This is a genomic window from Jannaschia formosa (assembly GCF_003340555.1).
Taxonomy (GTDB): Bacteria; Pseudomonadota; Alphaproteobacteria; order Rhodobacterales; family Rhodobacteraceae; genus Jannaschia; species Jannaschia formosa.
In genome coordinates, this window is sequence record NZ_QPLJ01000005.1 from 150,466 (window position 1) to 170,099 (window position 19,634).

The following is a 19,634-nucleotide window of genomic DNA, read 5'->3' on the forward strand; positions in this document are numbered from 1 at the left end:
CATGCCCGCGCCGCTTCTCGCCCCCGAACTCGACCGCGACCGGCAACCGCCGCTGATCGCCCTCCTGCGCTTCCACGCGCTCGCCTGCCGGACCTCGCCCCGCGCCGGGCTGACTCCGGAGGATGCCGCCCGCGCCGCCGCGGTCGAGGACATGGCGCTGCTGCTCGCGCGGATGCTGCCGGTTCTGCTGCTTCGCCGCCCGGTCCTCTGGCGGCCCGGCACGGCGGGGCGCAGCTTCGACGAGGACTGGCTGCTCGCCCTCGCCCGCGCCCTGCGGGCCGGCGACGCCGATTCGGCCCGCTTCCTGCTGACCCGACGCGCCCGGCCCGAGGGCGCCGCCACGCTGCGGATGCTGGTCGGCGACCTCGCCGAAAGACTGGACACGAATTAGAACAGTTCTAATCTAGCGAGGGACACCGACCATGAAAGGACATCCCATGGCTCAGACCGCCACCGACCTGCCGCCCGCCGCCACGACCGAGATCGCGGTCGCGCTCAACCAGGCCGTCGCCGAGACCGTCGTCGCGACGATGCTTGCGCAGAACTTCCACTGGAACGTGACCGGCATGTCCTTCGGCCCGCTCCACGCCCTCTTCCAGGAGATCTACGAGGATCACTTCCTCGGCCAGGACGACCTGGCCGAGCGCATCCGCGCCCTGGGCGAGACCGCCGAGGGCAAGCTCGCCACCCATCTGGAGCGCTCGAAGGTCACCGAGGGCGACGAGCATGCGACCGACAAGGAGATGATCCGTCACCTGATGGAGGCGCAGGAGACCATCGGCGCGACCCTCGCCGGTGTCGGCGCGCTGGCCGCGCAGCATGGCGACGTCCGCACCGAGGACCTCGCCATCGAGCGCGGGCGCGCGCATGACAAGTTCGCCTGGATGCTTCGCGCCCACCTGCGCTGACCCGCGCTGCCCCCTGGCCATGGCGCCGGGGCGCGCGCCCCTCACCGTCCGGAGAGCTGCGTCAGCGCCAACCCGGCCGCCATCGTGCCGAGCCCCAGCAGCCGCAGCGGCGACAGCGCGACCGCTTTCGCCCCGAACAGCCCGAACTGGTCGATCAGCGCCGCCGAGACGAGCTGTCCCAGAAGCACGAAGAACACAGCGTTGCCGACGCCGAAGACCGGCGCGATCCAGGTCACCGACAGCACGTAGAAGGCGACCAGCACCCCCGCCAGGAACAGGTGCCAGGGCTGCCCCGCCACCCGCGTCAGCGCGGCGGGGCCGGTCAGCACGACCGCCGCGCCCGCCACGATGAAGGCCACCGCGAACAGCACCAGCGCCGCCGCCGCCGGCCCGCCGATATTGGCGCCGAGCCGCGCATTCAGCGCCGCCAGCACCGGGATGCCGAGGCCCGCGGCGAACATGATCAGCGCGTGGTGGGTCATGCCGCCGCTCCGTCGACTTCGGCCAGCCACAGGGCCAGCGCGTCGTTCACCGCCTCGGGCCGCTCCAGCGTGGGCAGGTGCCCGGCCCCCGCGACCACGACCAGCCGGCTGCCCGGGATCAGCTCGTGCATCAGCGTATGGCGGTGTAGCGGACACAAAGCGTCGGCCTCTCCGCACAGCACCAGCGACGGCACCGTGACGCCGCGCAGGGTCTCGCAGCGATCCGCCCGCCCGCGCAGCGCCTCGGACTGCGCGACGAAGACCTCGGGCCCCAGCCCCTCGGCCATCGCCATGCAGAGGTCGAGGATCGCGCCCCGGTTCGGCCCGTCGGCGAGGTAGTTCGGCTTCATCTCGTCGCGCATCACTGCGCGCAGGCGTCCGGCCCGCACCGCCTCCATCTGCGGCCCGCGCCGCGCCGCGACGGCCTCGGTCTCGGCCAGCGGGTTGGTGTCCATCAGGCACAGCCCCGCGACGCGGCCCGGCGCCTGCGCCACGACCTCCATCGCGACGATCCCACCCATGCTGAGCCCCGCCAGCGCGAAGCGCGCAGGCGCCGCCTCCAGCACCCGCGCCGCCAGCTCCGGCACCGAGGCGGCCCCGGCCAGCGTCGCGCAGGTCACCGACCGCCTGGCGAGGCCCGCCATCTGCGGCGCGAAGAGCCGCGCATCGCACATCATGCCGGGCAACAGGACCAGGGGGAGGGGCGCTTTCATCGACAGCTCCTTCTGCATGCCACGGGATCCCGGATCCGGCCGGGGCCGGTCCCCTGCGCCAGCCTCTCGGAGACGTCCGTGCGGGAGGAACGAATGACCAATTCCCCGGAAGCGCGGTGCCCGGCACCGGCCTCGCCGTCAAGCCGGTTGCTGCCGCGCGGGAAGGGCTGCCCGCGCAGAAAGGGCGCGCGCTATGACCCGAGGTGCCGCGTCCCCCGGGCGCGCGCCAGACCGATCTGGCGCATCCGTTCGCGGAAGCGGGCGCGGTCGGACCTGTCGAACTCGCCGATGCAGAGGGGGCAGGACACGCCTGCCTCCCAGTCCGGCGACTCCATCGCCTCGGGCGGAACCGGCCGGCGGCAGGCATGGCAGAGGACATGGCCGCCGGGCACCAGCCCGTGCCCGACGCTGACCCGGTCGTCGAAGACGAAGCAGCCGCCATGCCAGAGGCTCTCCTCCTCCGGCACTTCCTCCAGATACTTGAGGATGCCGCCCCGCAGGTGGACCACGTCCTCGACCCCTTCGGCGCGCAGCAGCGCGGTCGATTTCTCGCAGCGGATGCCCCCGGTGCAGAACATCGCCACCCGCTTGCCCGCAAGCCGCTCCCGGTTCGCCGCCCACCACTCCGGAAACTCGCCGAAGGTCTCGGTGCCGGGGTCGAGCGCCCCCTCGAAGCTGCCGATGGCGACCTCGTAGGCGTTGCGCACATCGACCACGACGGTCCCCGGATCGCGCAGCACCGCGTTCCAGTCCGACGGCGCGACATAGTCCCCCACCGCGTCCGAGGACGACAGCGGCCGCCCCATCGTCACGATCTCGCGCTTCAGCCGGACCTTCAGCTTGCCGAAGGGCATGACCTCGGCTCCGCTCAGCTTCGCCTCCAGCCCGCCGAAGCCCTGCTCCGCCCGCAGCCGGTCCAGCACCGCCCCGACCGCCTCGGCCGAGCCGGCGATGGTCCCGTTCACCCCCTCCGGCGCCAGCAGCACCGACCCCTTCACCCCCAGCCCGCAGGCCAGCCGCGCCAGCGGCCCCCGCAAGGCGCCCGGGTCGGGCAGGGGGGCAAAGCGGTAGAAGGCGGCGACGGTGACCATGCCCGCCAGATAGCCTCGCCATCTCCCCAGGTGAACCTCCGATCAAGGTTAATGCGCCCCCCTTTCGATGCTCTCCAAATATGCCGGGGAGCGCGAGGGGCTGGCCCCTCGCTCCGCCGGATGCCACCATCGCCGCATCCAGCAAACGGAGCGCCGCCATGACCACCGCCCTCCTCGTCATCGACGTCCAGAACGGCTTTTGCCCCGGCGGCAACCTCGCCGTCGCGGGCGGCGGAGAGATCGTCCTCGGCATCAACGCCCTGATGGCCGACTACCCGCATGTGATCCTGACGCAGGACTGGCACCCGGCGGGCCATTCCTCCTTCGCCTCCGCGCATGAGGGCAGGCAGCCCTTCGAGATCGTCGAGATGCCCTACGGTCCGCAGGTGCTCTGGCCCGACCACTGCGTGCAGGGCACCGGGGACGCGGCCTTCCACCCGGGGCTCGACACCGACCGCGCCCGCGCCGTCATCCGCAAGGGCATGAACCCGGCGATCGACAGCTATTCCGCCTTCTTCGAGAACGATCGCACGACCCCCACGGGGCTGGAGGGGCTGCTTCGCACCCTCGGCGTCACCGACGTCACGCTGGTCGGGCTCGCCACCGACTTCTGCGTCACCTATTCCGCCCTCGACGCGGCGCGGCTGGGCTTCCGGGCGACCGTGCGCGAGGATCTGACCCGCGCCATCGACCTCGACGGCTCCCTCGCCGCGGCGCGGGACGAGATGCGGGCGGCGGGTGTCGCCCTCGCCTGAGACGCTTCGCCGCCGCCTTTCCGCTGGCAGCCCGGCCGCGCCTCCGCATACTGCGCCCGCATCCCCGACCGGAGACACGCCTTGGCCCGATCCCCCCGAGCCGCCCGCCGCGCCGCCAGGATTCGTGGCCTGCCCGCCGACCGTGCGGCCCTGCGGAGCGCCGTCGCCGTCGCCCGCCTTCCCGGTCACCCGGCCGCCCTGACCGAAAGCGCGCGCGAGCTGCTGCTGGCCTGGCTCGATGCCAATCGCGATCCCCATGACGCCGTGATCCGCCAACTCTCGGACGGCACGGCGGCGACCCGCATCGGCCGCGCCCTGCTCGACCGCAGCCCCGAGCCGCCGGGCCTCGCCTGCGCCGCCGGCTGCGCCTTCTGCTGCATCCTGCCCGGCGAGGACGGTGGCACGATCACCGCCGCGGAGGCCCGCGCGCTCCATGCCGCGCTGCCCCCGCGCCCGCCCGAGACGCCCTGGCACCCCCAGGCCTGCCCGGCGCTCGACCCCGACACGAAGCTCTGCCGCGCCTATGACGCGCGCCCGATGATCTGCCGCACCTACGTGTCGAAGGACGTCGCCGCCTGCGAGGCCATCGCCGGGGGCGAGGCCCGCCCCGGCACCGGCACGCTCGCCCCGCAGCTGGCCTATGTCACCGCCCATGCGCTCGCCCGCGCGGCCCTCGGCACCGGCGCGCCGACCTATGCGCTGGCCCGCGTCGCGCGGGCCGCGACCGAGGGCACGCCCCTCGAGGCCACGCTCAAGGCCGCCCGCCACCCGCCCCGCAATCTCGACGACGAGCGCCGCCGCCTCGCCCGCGGCCTCGGCTAGACAGCCCGCGCTGCCCATGCGTTAAGCACACCCCGGAGGAGCGCCCATGCAGGACATCGCCACCCGCGTCTGGAACCACAAGTGGAAGATCGACCCGATCGTCCGCTCGCTCATCGACACGGATTTCTACAAGCTGCTGATGTGCCAGTCGGTGTTCCGCAACCGGCCCGACACGCAGGTCACCTTCAGCCTGATCAACCGCAGCAGCCACGTCCCGCTGGCCAGGCTCATCGACGAGGGAGAGCTGCGCGAGCAGCTCGACCACATCCGCACCCTCTCGCTGCGCCGCAACGAATCCACGTGGCTGCGGGGCAACACCTTCTACGGCCAGCGCCAGATCTTCGCGCCCGCCTTCATGGACTGGTTCGAGCAGCTCCGCCTGCCGCCCTACCACCTGGAGCGCGTGGGCGACCAGTACGAGCTGACCTTCGAGGGCGCCTGGCCCGAGGTCATGCTGTGGGAGATCCCGGCCCTCGCCGTCATCATGGAGCTGCGCTCCCGCGCCGTGCTGAAGGATCTCGGCCGCTTCGAGCTCCAGGTCCTCTACGCCCGCGCCATGACCCGCGTCTGGGAGAAGGTAGAGCGTCTGCGCCACCTCCCCGGCCTGCGGCTCGCCGATTTCGGCACCCGCCGCCGCCATTCCTTCCTCTGGCAGGACTGGTGCGTGCAGGCGCTGACGGAAGGGCTCGGCGAGAACTTCACCGGCACCTCCAACTGCCTCATCGCCAAGAACCGCGACCTGGAGGCGATCGGCACCAACGCGCACGAGCTGCCGATGGTCTATGCCGCGCTGACCGAGAGCGACGAGGCGCTGGCCCGCGCGCCCTACGACGTGCTGGCCGACTGGCACGAGGAGCATTCGGGCAACCTGCGCATCATCCTGCCCGACACCTACGGGACGAAGGGCTTCCTCGACCGCGCGCCGGACTGGCTGGCGGGCTGGACCGGCATCCGCGTCGATTCGGGCGATCCCGAGCAGGGCGCCGAGACCGCGATCCGCTGGTGGGAGAGCCGCGGCGAGGACCCGTCCGAGAAGCTGGTGATCTTCTCCGACGGTCTCGACGTGGAGAAGATCGAGGCCCTCCACGCCCGCTTCTCCGGCCGCGTCCGGGTCTCCTTCGGCTGGGGGACGCTGCTGACGAACGATTTCCGCGGGCTGGTGGCCGACGACCGGCTGGCGCCGTTCTCGCTTGTCTGCAAGGCGGTTGCTGCCGATGGTCGCCCGACGGTGAAGCTCTCGGACAACCCGCGGAAGGCGATGGGGCCTGAGGCCGAGGTGGAGCGCTACAAGCGCGTCTTCGGGGTGGGGGCGCAGGTGGAGCGGGAGGTGGTGGTCTAACTCATTCCCCGACTCGCGCGAAATGACTCCACATCTTTCCAAAGACGTGAAAGTGCGGCCGCCATATCAGCATGCTTTCCCGCCGGATACTCCAGGGCTTCTAAATTAAACCCTGACCGAAGCGATTTCTTCAATGAGGGATGTGGGAGCTTCGGAACGACCGCATAGTGCGGCTTTGCGGACTCTGTAAAGCTATGACTTTCCTCCAGGATTAGCTGGATGTCGGGATCGCCAACTCCGTACCCAAGAAACACAATGGTATTGGTTGTCAATAGCGCAGATAGCGACTTGAAGTAACCCGGAAACTTACGTCGCAGCGAAAAGTAGCTACTGCGGTCCAGCACAATCGAAGACATGTCGGTGATGCAACCATGCGGCTTCAAGATTAGGCGCTCCGGTGAGCGGAGATCAGCAATGAGGTCAATATGGTCTTGTTTCCGGACAAAGTGAGAGTTTTCATTCTCCCCCGAGAGCACATCAAAATTTCGCTCTAGAAACTCGTCGTAGTTGGTGGTGACAATAACCTTGGGATCTAGGTTTAGGAGATCTTGATATGTGGGCGCTGAAGGTGTGGGGCGTATTCGAAAGGTGTCTTTGAGTTTCTCATAGCAATCGGCTCGTCCTAGTTCGGATACGACTAGCTCCGCTGCGTCAAGAAGCTGGCCTTGCTTAACAAGTTTCTTCAGCTCTAGAAACCGCGCTTGAATTCTGAGCTTCCCGCCAAGGTCAAGTATCAGTTTATCCCACCCGGGCAGGTCTGGTTGCGCAGACTTCGAAAAGCCGGCTCCGATAAAGAAAACCACTCTTCGCTCTGCCACCTCTTGGACAAGGTTCTCCGGCCAGTCTATGCTCATACCCGGTCCGCTATTTCCTCGGCAAGCTCACCAATAATTGCCTTATACTTGTTTGCCTGACTAAACTGGCTTCCGACCAGTCCGTCCTTAGATTTCAGGCCGATAATTGGCGCATTCACGCTCTGGGCGAGGGGAATTAGGCTATAGAGGTTCGGCACGTCTCCTAATGCCGCTTCTTCAACACTTCCTTCAAAAAATTCTCTAAGGTACCGAGAAATTTCGTGCGGAATGTCGTCAAGAATCCTTTCGTATGCTTTGGTGGGCCGTCGAACGCCCTCTTTAGATTTGGCAATATATTGCTGCAGGGTGTAGCCCACAAAACCTTTCTGAATTGGGATGTCGTGTCGGATATTAAAGCGATCCAATGCTCCGGGGTTCAGGCGTTCGGACTGAGTCAGGCCAACCTTATAGAAGTCGATCCAGCCAGTCATCCAGCTTGAGATGTTTCGTATTCCAAGAACGGAAAAGGCATCTGCGCCAAGAGGAGTAATGAAGTGGTCTGCACTTAGAAGAACAGACCGGTTGATTGAACCAAGCGAAGGACTCACATCAACGAAGACGTAATCGTATTGATCTTCTACAGACGCAAGATACGATCTCAACCAGTTTGAAACGCGGAATCCGCCAACTTTGCCCGCCGGTAGGTCGGACCATGCAGAAGAAAGCTGGTCTTCAAACAATGAGAACTTTGGATGACCCGGTAAGAGGTCAACGCCAAAGCGATTGGACTTTGCCCGAAATGGTCGAACTTTGGTGCTGACTTCGGCATCGCCGTCCAGTATCGGTTGGATTACGTCAAGAATAGTTCTTCCTGATATAGCCTTGTCTTTGTCCTCTTCGGGCCAGTAGAGTTTGATAGTTTGGGCATCACCGAGTATGAATTGTGTCAGGTTGCATTGAGGATCGCAATCAACGACTAGCACTTTTTCTAGTCGTTCGTTTGCGAAGTACGCCGCGATATTTCCGGTCAGGGTTGTCTTCCCAACTCCGCCTTTGTTGTTAAAAAAGGTTATTACTTTCATCGGCGTCCTCTAACGTTGTTGGCGTGTTACTAGGTAGAAGGGGTACTGCGCAACGCCTTCACCTCCCCCCGCCGCTTCTTCGCCTCCACCCGCTTGCGCTTCTGGTTGGCCGAGACCTTCGTCTTCACCCGGGGCTTCGGCTTCACGAAGGCCGCGCGGACCAGCTCCGCCAGGCGCTCGCGGGCGACCTCCCGGTTGCGGGCCTGCGACCGCTCCTCGGAGACCTGGAGCACCAGCGCCCCCTCCTTCGTCCAGCGCCGCCCCGCCAGCCGCCGGAGCCGCGCCTTCACCGGGCCCGGCAGGTTTGGCGACCGCTCCGCCTCGAAGCGCAGCTCGACCGCCGAGGACACCTTGTTGACGTTCTGCCCGCCCGGGCCGCCCGCGCGGACGAACTGCTCGGTCATCTCCCAGTCTTCCAGCGCGATCTTGTCGTTGATGCGCAGCGGCATCGCATCCTCCGTGACGTCCGACGTGGATCATACCCGGATCACCCGTGGATCACCCACGGAATCCGCCATGTAAGAAGGCCGCCCCGAGGCGACGGGACGGCCTTCCGAAAGTTCAGGAGGCTGGATCGGTTAGACGAATCCACCCCGCAGATTCGTGCCCGAGGGCTGCCTCAGGCGCGGACCTCCGAAGCTGTCCCGACCGCATTCTCCAGGCTCTTTCTAGACACTGAAGCACCTCCTTTCTATGGTTGTCGATACTCGGAGGTTGGCACGGATATTGTGTGGGTCAACCCCTAATGGGCTACGGATTGTGTGACATTTTTCGTGATGAGCCGGAACGGCACCAGCGCCAGCATCGCCACCGACAGCTTCACCCCCCAGTCCGCCAGCGCCAGCCCGACCCAGAGCGGCCCGATCGCCGTCGCCTCCTGCGCCCAGGACACGTCGCCCCAGGCGGCCGGAAAGGCGAGGAAACCCGCGAAGGCCAGCGTGAAGAACAGCGCCGTGTCGACCACCGACCCCACGATGGACGAGGTCAGCGGCGCGACGAACCACCGCCGCTCCCGCAGGGCCGAGAACACCCCCAGATCAACGAGTTGCGCCGCGAGGAACGCCGTCGCGGAGGCCAGCGCGATGCGCAGCGTGACCAGCGGGCCGAACTCTCCGTGGATCTGCGTCCCGATCAGCGAGCAGAGAAGCCCCACCCCGAACCCCGCCAGCACGACTTTGCGAGCCTTCTCGGGGCCATAGAGGCGGTTTGTGACGTCGGTGACGAGGAAGGCCAGCGGATAGGTGAAGGCGCCCCAGGTCAGCCAGCCGTCGGCGACGAGGAACTGGACGCCGATATTGGAGGCGACGACGACGGCCCCCATGGCGAGGATGGCGAAGATCATGATGCGGTCCGTTTTTGACATGGTGGTCGGAGACATGGCCCCTACGGGCAGGCGCGCCGTCTAGTCGGGCCCGGGGCCGGCCGCAAGACCCCCGGTACCGAAGCCCTCGGGGATGGTGTCGCGCCCTTCGAGGATCAGCTCGGCCATCGTCTCGCCTACTTTCGGAGCGACGCCGAAGCCGATCTTGAACCCCCCGTTGGCGATGAAGTGCCCGGGCCGCCCGGGCCATTCCCCCATCAGCGGCGCGCGGGACCGCGCCCGGGGCCGCACCCCGGCCCAGCGGGCGAGAACCGGCGCCCCCGCCAGCTCCGGCACCGCGGCGCGGGCGCGGGCGAGCAGGTCGTCGAGCGCGGCATCCGGGGCGGACCCGTCCTCGAACTCGCGTTCGGAGGTGGAGCCGATGGCGGTCGTCCCGTCCGCGTGCGGCACGATGTGGAGCCCGTCCGCATAGAGCTGCGGCAGGTCCCGTCGGTCGAGCGCCAGCAGGGCGGCCTGGCCCTTCACTCCGCTCCCGGCCGGGCGTCCCCGGTCGTCGCGCAAGGCCTCCAGTCCGCGCCAGCCGGTCGCGTGGAGCACGACGCCCGCGTCGGCTGCCTCGGGCACGATCTCTGCCCCCAGCGTGCGCAGTGCGGCGGCGAGCGCGGCGCAGGCCCGCGCAGGGTGGATCCGCGCCGACAGGGTGTCTCGGATGACGCGGCCCGTTCCGGAAGGGGGCGCCCAGCCCTCGGGAGCGGGGAGGATCTCCCAGGTCACCTCGGCAGGCCAGAGCGTCGCGGCCCCTTGCGCGCGCGCCTCCGCCCGCTCCAGCGCGGGCGCGTCGGGGATGGGTTGCAGGCGGCCGGTGCGGGCATAGCCGGGGTCGCCGCCGCCGATCCCGGCCACGGCGGCCCACCAGTCCTCCGCCATCAGCAGGCTGTCGAGCTGGAACGCCTTCTTGGCGTTCCAGTTTTCCGGCACATGCGGGGCGAGCGCGCCCACCACGCCGCCCGAGGCCCCGGCGCCGACGCCATGCGGATCGACCACGCGCACGCGCACGCCGCGCCGGGCCATCGCCCAGGCGCAGGCCAGGCCGAACACGCCCGCGCCGCGCACCGTCACGTCGATTGCCACCGGCCCCTCCTTCGGTCATGGGTCCGGCATGGGAATAGGGCAGGACGGTATCGGCGGAAAGCGCCCGGCGTTGAGCTGGACCGGCGGCGTGCCGGTGGCCGAGGCGTTCGGCGACCCCTACTACTCGCTCAACGACGGGCTGGCCGAGACGCGGCACGTCTTCCTTGCCGGAAACGGCCTGCCCGGGCGGCTCGGCGACGGGTTCCGGGTGGCCGAACTGGGTTTCGGCACCGGGCTCAACGCGCTGGCGCTCGCCGAAGCGTGGCAGGGGCCGGGGCGGATCGCGATGACCTCCTTCGAGGCCTTCCCGATGGGGCGGGAAGACATGGTCCGCGCGCTCTCGGCGCATCCGGTGGCGCACGATCTGCGCGAGGCCCTGCTTGCCGCCTGGCCCGCGCGCCGGATCGCGCTGGGCGGGGTCGACCTGGAGATCGTCCCGGGCGACGCCCGCGAGACGCTGCCCGCCTGGGAGGAGCGCGCCGACGCCTGGTTCCTCGACGGCTTCGCCCCCGCGAGGAACCCGGAGCTCTGGGGGGAGGAGCTGATGCGCCAGGTGGCCCGCCACACCGCGCCGGGCGGCAGCTTCGCGACCTACACGGCGGCGGGGCATGTGCGGCGTGCGCTCGCCGCCGCCGGGTTCGAGGTCGAGCGGGTGCCCGGCTACGGGCGCAAGCGGCACATGAGCCGGGGCGTGCTGCGGTAGCGGATCGAAACTTCGGCAGGTCTCGCCGGCTGCCCGCGTCGGCGGGCCGCGGCGCGGCGCGGCGGTCCGGACCGGGGGCGATGTAGTTCAGTTCATGGCTGCCGGGTCAGGAAGACCCGCGCGCTGCACGCCCGGCCGCGCCGGATCCCCATGCCGTCCGGCCGAACCGGCGTGGCTCAGCCCGGCAGCTCCACCGCGATCTCCCGGACCAGCGTCCCGGCCGCGTCGAAGATCAGGATCCGCCCGTCTTCCGTCACGACGGCCCACCATCCCGGCCCCCGGGTCACGGCCTGCGCCCGCGCGCCCTCGGGCAGGGCGAGCGCCTCGGGGACGGTGACGCTCGGCACCCGGAGGCGCTGGACGAGCAGGGTCACGACGATTACGAGGCCGACGATCATCACCGAAGTCAGCACCGTCACCAGCAGGCGCAGGAAGCGCAGGTTGGGCGGTTCGGGAACCTTGTCCATGTCGTCCGACATCCGGCCCTCCGAGACCCTGCGCTTCGCCCTGGCGGCGGACCCGCCCGCGCGTCTCGATAAGGCAATCGCCCGCGACGTGCCAGACGAGGCGCATCTGAGCCGCTCGCGCCTGGCGCGGCTGCTGGCCGAGGGGCGGGTGCGGGTGAACGGCGCGGTCGCCGGGGCCAAGGACAAGGCGGCGGAGGGCGACGAGGTCGAGGTCTCGGTCCCCGCGGCTGCCGATGTCGAGACCCGGGCCGAGTCCATCCCCCTCTCGGTGGTCCACGAGGACGACGACCTGATCGTCATCGACAAGCCCGCCGGGATGGTGGTGCACCCCGCTCCCGGCTCTCCGGGGGGGACGCTGGTCAACGCGCTGCTGCACCATTTCGGCGGCGCGCTTTCCGGCGTGGGCGGCGAGAAGCGGCCGGGCATCGTCCACCGGATCGACAAGGACACGTCGGGCCTGCTGGTCGTGGCAAAGTCCGACGCGGCGCATCACGGGCTCGCCGCGCAGTTCGAGGCGCATACGGCGCGGCGGCGCTACCTCGCCATCTGCCACGGCATCCCGGACCCGGCCGACCCGCGCCTGCGCGGGCTGCGGGGGATCAGCTGGGAGACTGGCGCCGTGCTCAAGATCACCACGCGGCTGGACCGGCACCGCACCGACCGCCAGCGCCAGGCCGTGACGTGGGAGGGCGGCCGCCATGCCGTCACCCGCGCCTCGGTCGAGGAGCGGCTGGGCGCCGCGGCGCTGGTCTCCTGCCGGCTCGAGACGGGGCGGACGCACCAGATCCGGGTGCACATGGCCCATGCCGGGCACGGGCTGGTCGGGGATCCGGTCTATGGCGGACGGCGGGCGCTGCCGCAGGCGCAGCCGGGCCGCGCCGAGGCGGAGGCCTTTCCGCGCCAGGCGCTCCACGCGGCGGAGCTGGGTTTCCTCCATCCGCTGAGCGGGGCGGAGATGGCGTTCGCCGCTCCGCTGCCCGCCGACATGGCCGCGCTGCTCTCGGCGCTGCGCGGCGAGGGATAGCGCGATCTCGAAACATGGGCGCGCGCAATGCGTTAGGCTGGTGACCAACCCGCTGCGATGATGTGCGCTGATGCGGAGAGACCCGCGCGATCGCGAAGCTATCCGTGCTTCATCGCAGAGTGTATAGACTTGAACCCAAAGCAGGACACGCCCCTGTGACCTGCGGTAACTTGAACCTGACGCCGGGCTCCCCACATCCTTCGAAAAGGGGTGTTAAGCCCGTTAACATGAGGGAGTGACCGCCATGGCCGCCTATCCGAACCTTCCGGCCCCGTCGCCGGAGCAAGGGCTGAACCGTTATCTCCAGGAAATCCGGAAGTTTCCGATGCTGGAGCCTGAAGAAGAGTACATGCTCGCCAAGCGCTGGGTCGAGGACGAGGACACCGAGGCCGCGCACAAGCTGGTGACCAGCCACCTGCGGCTCGCCGCCAAGATCGCGATGGGCTATCGCGGCTACGGCCTGCCGCAGGCCGAGGTGATCTCCGAGGCGAATGTCGGCCTGATGCAGGCCGTCAAGAAGTTCGACCCCGAGAAGGGCTTCCGCCTCGCGACCTACGCGATGTGGTGGATCCGCGCCGCGATCCAGGAATATGTCCTGCGGTCCTGGTCGATGGTTAAGCTGGGCACGACATCGGCGCAGAAGAAGCTGTTCTTCAACCTCCGCAAGGCGAAGAACCGCATCGGCGCGCTCGAGGAGGGCGACCTGCGCCCCGAGAACGTGGAGCGCATCGCGACCGATCTCGGCGTCACCGCGGAGGAAGTCACCTCGATGAACCGGCGCATGTCCGGCGGGGACGCCTCGCTGAACGTGACTGTCGGCATGGACGGGGAGTCGTCGACGCAGTGGCAGGACTGGCTGGCCGACGACAGCGCCGACCAGGCCGGTGACTATGCCGAGCGGGACGAGTACGAGAACCGGATCGGCCTGATGGTCGAGGCGATGGACGTCCTCAACGAGCGTGAGCGGGACATCCTGACCCAGCGTCGCCTCTCCGAGGATACGGTGACGCTGGAAGACCTGTCCGGCAAGTACGACGTCTCTCGCGAGCGCATCCGCCAGATCGAGGTCCGTGCCTTCGAAAAGCTGCAGAAGCGGGTGCGCGAGCTGGCGCGCGAAAAAAACATGGTGCCGGCCTAAGGCGGCGGCACCGCGCCGAGCCCGTCGCGCAAGCTGGCGGGATCGGCGCCAGCATCCCGGAGCAGGACGTCGAGCCGGTCATGCTCCGCCCGCCAGACGGGTAGGGCCGCGTTCAGCAGGGCGCGGCCCTCCTCCGTCAGCGACAGCAGGCGGCCGCGGCGGTCCTCGGGATCGACCGTCACCGTCACGAGGCCGCGCCGCTCCAGCGGCTTGACCATGGCCGTCAGGCTGGTTCGGTCCATCCCGAGGAACGGCGCCACGGCCCCGATCGAGGGCGGATCGGGTCTGTTCACGGACATCAGCAGCGAGAACTGGCCGTTCGTCAGACCGAAGGGCCGGAAGGCGGCGTCGAAGCGGCGCGCAAGCAGCCGCGCGGTGCGCTGCGCCCGGAAACAGAGGCAGCGGTCGCGAACTTCGAGGGTTTCAGGATGGGTCGGCATGAATAAGAGTTGATATCAACGTATCGTGACGTCAAGCTACGTGGAACTGAAAATGGAGAATCACCATGAGTTACTTCGACGGGTTCGTGGGCGCCGTGCCGGCCGCCAACAAGCAGGCATATGTCGATCAGGCCAGGATGGCCTGGGAGACGATGTTCAAGCCTTGGGGTGCCCTGTCCCAGGTCGAGGCCTGGGGCGACGACGTCCCGGACGGGAAGGTGACCTCCTTCCCGATGGCGGTGAAGAAGGAAGCGGACGAGGTCGTCGTTTTCGCCTGGATCGAATGGCCCGACAAGGCCACCCGCGACACCGCCTGGGGAAAGATGATGGAGATGGGGCCCGAGGCCATGGGCGACATGCCGTTCGACGGCAAGCGCATGATCTTTGGCGGCTTCGCTCCGATCCTGACCGAGCACGCCTGACTTTTCACCGGGCCGCCGCGGCCCTATCTTCCCTGTCGGAGGTATCCGACATGGCCGGAGGATGGACCCGCGACGGCGCGGTCGGAGAGCAGATCGAGGCGTCGATCCAGGACGAGCTGGCGCGGCTGCGGGCCGCGAAGGCGCCCTCGGGCGAAAGCCGGACGCATTGCGCCGAATGCGAGGAGCCCATTCCCGAGGCCCGGCGCGCGGCGCTGCCGGGCGTGAAGCTCTGCCTCGACTGCGCGTCCGAGCGGGCGCAACGTGCGCCCGCACGCGGGGGGATCAACCGGCGCGGCTCCAAGGACAGCCAGCTCAGGTGAGGGGCGGCGCGGGCTATCCCGCGAACGGGTCGGCGGTGCCGGCGCGGTAGAAGACGGTGCCCGCCCCGGCCGTGCCGCCGAAGGCCAGTACGTCGTAGCGCGCCGCCGGATCGTCGCCCATGCCAGGCGAGCCCGCGGGCATGCCGGGAACGGCGAGACCGGCGATCTCGGGCCGGTCCCTCAGGACGGCCTCCAGTGCGGGAAAGGGGACGTGTCCCTCGAACAGGTAGCCATCCACGCGCACCGTATGGCACGAGGCGAGGTCCGCCGGGACGCCAAGCGCAGCCTTCTCGCGCGCCGGATCGGTCATGTCCTCGATCGTGACGTCGAAGCCTCGCTCGCTGGCCAGCCCGGCCCAGGCGTGGCAGCAGCCGCAGCCCGGCGTGGCCAGGACATGCATCGGCGTCGCCGCGCGGGCGGGCAGGGCGGTGGCCGAGGCGCCGGCGGCGAGCAGGGCAAGGAAGCTGCGGCGGTCTGTCATGGTGTGGGCCTCCGAACGTGACGGGCCGAACCTAGGGACGCTCCGCACCCCCGGCAAGCGCCGCTGCCGGTCAGGACGGGTCGCGCCAGCGGTTGACGATCGGATAGCGGCGGTCGAGCCAGAAGGCGCGCTGCGACAGGCGGGCGCCGGGCGCGGACTGGAAGCGCTTGTATTCCGACAGGTAGATCAGCTTCTCGACCTGCTTCACCGTGTCGCGGGCATGCCCTGCGGCCACCACATCCGACACCGAGGCCTCGCCGTCGATCAGCCGCTTCAGGATGTCGTCCAGCACCGGATAGGGCGGCAGGCTGTCCTCGTCCCTCTGGTCCTCGCGCAGCTCCGCCGTGGGCGGCTTGTCGATGACGCGGACGGGCATGACCTCTCCGGCGGGGCCCTTAAACCAGTCGACATGGTTGGCGTTGCGCCAGCGGCAGACCTCGAACAGGTCGGTCTTGTAGAGGTCCTTCACCGGATTGTAGCCGCCCGCCATGTCGCCGTAGATCGTGGCGTAGCCGACCGCGACCTCGGACTTGTTACCTGTGGTCAGCAGCATCGAGCCCAGCTTGTTCGAGATCGCCATCATCGTCATGCCGCGGATGCGGGACTGGATGTTCTCTTCGGTCAGGTCGGGGGCGCGGCCCTCGAAGACGGGGGCCAGCATCTCGTCCATCGCCGCCACCGCCGGGGCGATCCCGACCGTGTCGAGCCGCACGCCCAGCCGGTCGGCGACCCCCTTCGCGTCCTCCAGCGAGTGGTCGGAGGTGTAGCGGGACGGCAGCATGACGCAGTGCACGTTCTCGGGGCCCAGTGCGTCGGTCGCGATGGCGGCGACGAGGGCGCTGTCGACCCCGCCCGACAGGCCGAGGCAGGCTTGGCTGAACCCGGCCTTCGCCATGTAGTCGCGGAGCGCGACCACCATCGCGCGGTAATCGGCGCCCGGTCCCTCGGGCTGCGGCGCGAGCTCTCCCTTGCGGGCGCGCCAGCCGTCGGCTGTCCGCCCGAACTCGACCGTGACCATCGCGTCCTCGAAGGCGGGCAGGTGGTGGGTCAGCTCGCCATGGGGGTTCAGCACGAAGGAGGCGCCGTCGAAGACCTGGTCGTCCTGCCCGCCGACGAGGTTCAGATAGGCCAGCGGCAGCCCCGTCTCGACCGTGCGCGCGACCATGTGGCCATAGCGCACGTCCTGCTTGCCCCGGAAGTAGGGCGAGCCGTTGGGCACGATCAGGATCTCGGCCCCGGTCTCGGCCAGGGTCTCGGCCACGTCGTCGAACCAGGCGTCCTCGCAGATCGGCGTGCCGAGCCGGACGCCGCTCACGACATAGGGTCCCGAGACGTCGCCGCTCTCGAAGAAGCGCTTCTCGTCGAAGACCTTGTAGTTGGGCAGGTGATGCTTGACGACCTCGGCAAGGACCTTGCCGTCCTGCGCCACGACCCAGGCGTTGTAGGGCTTCTCGGCGCCCGCGGGCCAGAGCGGACAGCCGATCCCGAGAGCCGGGCCATCGGCGCAGGCCGCGATCAAATCATTGAGATGACGGGTCGCGTCGGCGACGAAGGCGGGCTTCCGCACCAGGTCCTGCGGCTGGTAGCCGGTCAGGAACATCTCGGGCAGGGCCAGCATGTCCGCCCCCGCCTCCCGCGCCTGCCTCCACGCCGCCAAAGCCTTGGCGGCATTGCCGGAAAGGTCGCCCATGACGGGGTTCAGCTGGCCCAGGGTCAGGCGAAAGGTATCGGTCATGGCAGGGCTCCGGGCATGTGGGGGAGCACCTAGCGCGCCGCTTCCGTGGGGGGAAGCGCCGAAGCTGTTGCCCCGACGCTACGGCCGCTTGCAGCCCCGTATCGGTCGCCGTAGATTTCCGGCATAATCCTCCGGAGCGGGAAGAGGTGGGGCAGTCATGACGCGATTGATGGGATGGACGCTGTGCGCGGCATTGACCGCGATGGCCGCGGGCGCCCTCGCGCAGGAGGTTGTGACCAAGCAATACGAGGGTGGCGGCGTCTACGAGGGCACGTTCCGGGACGGCAAGCAGCACGGCACCGGCACCTACACCCTGCCGTCGGGCTACGAGTATTCCGGCGAGTGGGTCGAGGGCGAGATCCGCGGCCAGGGCCGCGCGCGCTTCCCCGACGGCTCGGTCTACGAGGGCAATTTCGTCGCCGGCAAGCCCGAGGGGCAGGGCCGCATCACCTTCGCCGATGGCGGCACCTATGAGGGCGAGTGGGTCGACGGCCGCATCGAGGGCACCGGCACCGCCGATTACGCCAACGGCACGCGCTATACCGGCGAGTTCGTGAACGCGCTGCACGAAGGCCAGGGCGTGATGGAGAGCCCGAACGGATATCGCTACGAAGGCGGCTGGGTCGCCGGCGTCAAGGAAGGCGAGGGCCGGATCACCTATCCCGACGGCTCGACCTATGTGGGCCAGATGGCGGGCAATGTCCGCTCGGGCCAGGGCGTGCTGACCACGCCGGACGGGCTGACCTATGACGGCGAATGGGTTGACGGGCAGATCAACGGCGAAGGCACGCTGACCCAGGCCAATGGCGACGTCTATGTCGGCACGCTGGTCGCGGGCCAGCGCGAGGGGCAGGGCCGGGTCACCTATGCCTCGGGCGACACCTACGAGGGTCAGTTCCAGGCCGATCGCCGCCACGGCACCGGCACCTTCACCGGCACCGACGGCTACGTCTATACCGGCGAATGGGTCGAGGGCCGGATCGAGGGGCAGGGCGAGGTCACCTATCCCGACGGCTCGGTCTATGTCGGCGCGTTCAAGGACGATCTGGCTCACGGCCAGGGCAAGATCACCTATGTCGACGGCGCCACCTACGAAGGCGGCTGGTCGGAGGGTGTGATCGACGGCGAGGGCCGGGCCGAATATCCGAATGGGCTGGTCTACGAGGGCGGTTTCCGGAACGCCCAGAACCACGGCTTCGGGGTGATGACCTTCACCGACGGCTATCGCTACGAAGGCCAATGGGAAGAGGGGCTGCGCCACGGCCAGGGCACTGCGACCTATGCCGACGGCACCGTCTACGAAGGCCAGTTCGTGCGCGGCCAGCGCGAGGGGCAGGGCAAGATCACCATGGCCGACGGCTTCGTCTACGAAGGCGGCTGGAAGGCGGGCGAGATCGAGGGCGAGGGCATCGCGACCTACGCCAATGGCGACGTCTATGAAGGCGCCTTCGCCGAAGGCCGCCGCCAGGGGCCGGGCACGATGCGCTATGCGACGGGACAGGTCGAATCGGGCCGCTGGGAAGGTGGCGCGCTGGCCGAGCGGGAGTCGGTCTCGACCGACGACGCGACGGTGGAGCCGACCTCCGCCGAGGGGACCGCGACCGGGGCGACTTCCGAAAGCGACGGCTGATCCGCGAGCCACACCTCGGGCGGCAGGTCCGGGTTGCGCGCCCATCGGCGCGGGGCGATGGGCCGGTAGCTGTTGGTCGCGCTGCTGAAACGGGAACGCCCCGGCGCAGGGCCGGGGCATACCGCATTCTGTGGCGCTGACCGTCTTGGGCAGGGTCGGCGCGAGGTCAGCAGAGATGGGCGATATGCGTCCTGATCTCGTCCCAGACCGACGAAAGTCCGCCGCGCGCCGGCACCTCGATATGCGGCAGCCCGGCGTCGAGCAGCGCATCGACCTTGCGGATCTGGCGCTGGGGCCGCTTCGGGTCGGGATGCAGCAGGGCGACCAGCGGCGTCCCCTGATCGTCCGCAATCAGCAGGTCGACCGACAGGTCGGCGAGACGGTCGCTGCCATCCTCGCGCCGCTCGGCCTTGAGGAAGGAGCGCATCGCCACGCCCGCATGCAGCGTGCAGGTCGGCGCCTCGATCTCGAGCTTGTCGACCAGCCGCTCGTAGAGGCGCAGGTCGCGGGGCGTCATCAACGGGTGGAGCGTGACCCGGCCATGCTCTCCCTCGACGATCTCGGCGGCGCGGCGGGTCTTGGCGGGCAGGGCCATCGACTTGGCGCGCTGGACCGACCGATCCGCACCCGCCCATTCGTTCGCCCAGGAGCCGGAGCCACGCAGCGCCGCCCCGGCGATCGCCGTCGCGTTTCCGTCGGCGGGCACGGGCTGTGCGCCCACGAGGCGACTGAGAATTCGCTCCAGTGACATTGCAGTTGCTCCCTTGTCTCTCCGAGGCAAGGGATAGGCGCCACGCGCGTCGGAATTGCGGCGAGGCTTGGGTTTTCCTGCGCCG

24 protein-coding genes are annotated in these 19,634 nt (G+C 68.9%); 11 read left to right on the plus strand and 13 right to left on the minus strand.

Going from position 1 to position 19,634, the window contains the following annotated elements:
• The first annotated feature begins 1 nt into the window (after nt 1).
• Nucleotides 2-391 (plus strand): hypothetical protein, encoded by a 390-nt coding sequence (locus tag DR046_RS07845; RefSeq protein ID WP_115381645.1) that lies wholly within the window; start codon nt 2-4, stop codon nt 389-391.
• Between the two features lie 46 nt (nt 392-437).
• On the plus strand, nt 438-908 hold the full coding sequence (locus DR046_RS07850) for a Dps family protein (protein ID WP_115381647.1): 471 nt from the start codon (nt 438-440) through the stop codon (nt 906-908).
• A gap of 41 nt (nt 909-949) precedes the next feature.
• On the opposite strand, the gene DR046_RS07855 is transcribed toward DR046_RS07850, so the two are convergent.
• The 3 genes from DR046_RS07855 to trhO form a co-directional block, all read right to left on the minus strand.
• Nucleotides 950-1,390, minus strand: a complete 441-nt coding sequence (locus tag DR046_RS07855) for a DMT family transporter (RefSeq protein WP_115381649.1) — start codon at nt 1,388-1,390, stop codon at nt 950-952.
• The gene (locus DR046_RS07860) at nt 1,387-2,103 is read right to left on the minus strand and encodes an alpha/beta fold hydrolase (RefSeq protein WP_115381838.1); all 717 of its coding nucleotides are present in this window, start codon (nt 2,101-2,103) and stop codon (nt 1,387-1,389) included. Before DR046_RS07860 ends, DR046_RS07855 begins: the two co-directional genes overlap by 4 nt.
• Nucleotides 2,104-2,294: 191 nt before the next feature.
• Entirely contained in the window at nt 2,295-3,194 is a 900-nt protein-coding gene (trhO, locus tag DR046_RS07865; RefSeq protein ID WP_115381651.1) for an oxygen-dependent tRNA uridine(34) hydroxylase TrhO, read from the minus strand.
• 158 nt (nt 3,195-3,352) lie between these two features.
• Here trhO and pncA point away from each other — a divergent pair, with 158 nt between their 5' ends.
• The 3 genes from pncA to pncB all read left to right on the plus strand — a co-directional run bounded on the left by pncA (nt 3,353) and on the right by pncB (nt 6,110).
• Nucleotides 3,353-3,949: a bifunctional nicotinamidase/pyrazinamidase gene (pncA, locus tag DR046_RS07870; RefSeq protein ID WP_115381653.1), complete on the plus strand. Its 597-nt coding sequence runs from the start codon at nt 3,353-3,355 to the stop codon at nt 3,947-3,949.
• An 81-nt stretch (nt 3,950-4,030) separates the two neighbouring features.
• Complete coding sequence (locus DR046_RS07875; protein ID WP_167766970.1) at nt 4,031-4,771, plus strand: YkgJ family cysteine cluster protein; 741 nt, start codon at nt 4,031-4,033, stop codon at nt 4,769-4,771.
• Nucleotides 4,772-4,817: 46 nt separating this feature from the next.
• Complete coding sequence (gene pncB, locus DR046_RS07880) at nt 4,818-6,110, plus strand: nicotinate phosphoribosyltransferase (RefSeq protein ID WP_115381657.1); 1,293 nt, start codon at nt 4,818-4,820, stop codon at nt 6,108-6,110.
• Here pncB and DR046_RS07885 read toward each other — a convergent pair.
• The 5 genes from DR046_RS07885 to DR046_RS07905 form a co-directional block, all read right to left on the minus strand.
• Nucleotides 6,107-6,964, minus strand: coding sequence for an SIR2 family protein (locus DR046_RS07885; RefSeq protein ID WP_115381659.1), 858 nt, complete (start codon nt 6,962-6,964; stop codon nt 6,107-6,109). The two genes, pncB and DR046_RS07885, sit on opposite strands and share 4 nt — an antisense overlap.
• Complete coding sequence (locus tag DR046_RS07890; RefSeq protein WP_115381661.1) at nt 6,961-7,986, minus strand: ParA family protein; 1,026 nt, start codon at nt 7,984-7,986, stop codon at nt 6,961-6,963. The genes DR046_RS07885 and DR046_RS07890 overlap by 4 nt, the downstream gene beginning before the upstream one ends.
• A gap of 29 nt (nt 7,987-8,015) precedes the next feature.
• Entirely contained in the window at nt 8,016-8,435 is a 420-nt protein-coding gene (gene arfB, locus DR046_RS07895; RefSeq protein ID WP_115381663.1) for an alternative ribosome rescue aminoacyl-tRNA hydrolase ArfB, read from the minus strand.
• A gap of 293 nt (nt 8,436-8,728) precedes the next feature.
• Nucleotides 8,729-9,349 (minus strand): queuosine precursor transporter, encoded by a 621-nt coding sequence (locus tag DR046_RS07900; RefSeq protein WP_115381665.1) that lies wholly within the window; start codon nt 9,347-9,349, stop codon nt 8,729-8,731.
• 39 nt (nt 9,350-9,388) lie between these two features.
• A complete protein-coding gene (locus DR046_RS07905) occupies nt 9,389-10,378 on the minus strand; it encodes an NAD(P)/FAD-dependent oxidoreductase (protein WP_245190865.1) in 990 nt (329 codons plus the stop codon).
• Between the two features lie 88 nt (nt 10,379-10,466).
• Here DR046_RS07905 and mnmC2 point away from each other — a divergent pair, with 88 nt between their 5' ends.
• Nucleotides 10,467-11,141 (plus strand): tRNA (5-methylaminomethyl-2-thiouridine)(34)-methyltransferase MnmC2, encoded by a 675-nt coding sequence (gene mnmC2, locus DR046_RS07910; RefSeq protein ID WP_115381669.1) that lies wholly within the window; start codon nt 10,467-10,469, stop codon nt 11,139-11,141.
• A 176-nt stretch (nt 11,142-11,317) separates the two neighbouring features.
• Here the strand turns inward: mnmC2 and DR046_RS07915 are convergent, their stop codons facing one another.
• Entirely contained in the window at nt 11,318-11,620 is a 303-nt protein-coding gene (locus DR046_RS07915) for a DUF6476 family protein (RefSeq protein WP_209313561.1), read from the minus strand.
• Here DR046_RS07915 and DR046_RS07920 point away from each other — a divergent pair.
• Nucleotides 11,607-12,632, plus strand: a complete 1,026-nt coding sequence (locus DR046_RS07920) for an RluA family pseudouridine synthase (protein ID WP_115381671.1) — start codon at nt 11,607-11,609, stop codon at nt 12,630-12,632. The genes DR046_RS07915 and DR046_RS07920 overlap by 14 nt on opposite strands.
• 244 nt (nt 12,633-12,876) lie before the next feature.
• A complete protein-coding gene (gene rpoH, locus DR046_RS07925; RefSeq protein ID WP_115381673.1) occupies nt 12,877-13,770 on the plus strand; it encodes an RNA polymerase sigma factor RpoH in 894 nt (297 codons plus the stop codon).
• On the opposite strand, the gene DR046_RS07930 is transcribed toward rpoH, so the two are convergent.
• Nucleotides 13,767-14,210, minus strand: a complete 444-nt coding sequence (locus tag DR046_RS07930) for a MarR family winged helix-turn-helix transcriptional regulator (RefSeq protein WP_115381675.1) — start codon at nt 14,208-14,210, stop codon at nt 13,767-13,769. The genes rpoH and DR046_RS07930 overlap by 4 nt on opposite strands.
• Before the next feature lie 65 nt (nt 14,211-14,275).
• Between DR046_RS07930 and DR046_RS07935 the strand changes: the two genes are divergently transcribed.
• Nucleotides 14,276-14,632: a DUF1428 domain-containing protein gene (locus DR046_RS07935; RefSeq protein ID WP_115381677.1), complete on the plus strand. Its 357-nt coding sequence runs from the start codon at nt 14,276-14,278 to the stop codon at nt 14,630-14,632.
• 50 nt (nt 14,633-14,682) lie between these two features.
• Nucleotides 14,683-14,952 (plus strand): DksA/TraR family C4-type zinc finger protein, encoded by a 270-nt coding sequence (locus tag DR046_RS07940; protein WP_115381679.1) that lies wholly within the window; start codon nt 14,683-14,685, stop codon nt 14,950-14,952.
• 13 nt (nt 14,953-14,965) lie between these two features.
• On the opposite strand, the gene DR046_RS07945 is transcribed toward DR046_RS07940, so the two are convergent.
• Nucleotides 14,966-15,433, minus strand: coding sequence for a DUF411 domain-containing protein (locus DR046_RS07945; RefSeq protein WP_115381680.1), 468 nt, complete (start codon nt 15,431-15,433; stop codon nt 14,966-14,968).
• Nucleotides 15,434-15,503: 70 nt separating this feature from the next.
• Nucleotides 15,504-17,168: an NAD+ synthase gene (locus DR046_RS07950; protein WP_115381682.1), complete on the minus strand. Its 1,665-nt coding sequence runs from the start codon at nt 17,166-17,168 to the stop codon at nt 15,504-15,506.
• A 157-nt stretch (nt 17,169-17,325) separates the two neighbouring features.
• Here DR046_RS07950 and DR046_RS07955 point away from each other — a divergent pair, with 157 nt between their 5' ends.
• Nucleotides 17,326-18,798: an MORN repeat-containing protein gene (locus tag DR046_RS07955; RefSeq protein WP_245190859.1), complete on the plus strand. Its 1,473-nt coding sequence runs from the start codon at nt 17,326-17,328 to the stop codon at nt 18,796-18,798.
• Nucleotides 18,799-18,964: 166 nt separating this feature from the next.
• Here DR046_RS07955 and DR046_RS07960 read toward each other — a convergent pair whose 3' ends face one another.
• Nucleotides 18,965-19,549, minus strand: a complete 585-nt coding sequence (locus tag DR046_RS07960; protein WP_135227272.1) for a hypothetical protein — start codon at nt 19,547-19,549, stop codon at nt 18,965-18,967.
• Nucleotides 19,550-19,634 lie beyond the last annotated feature (85 nt).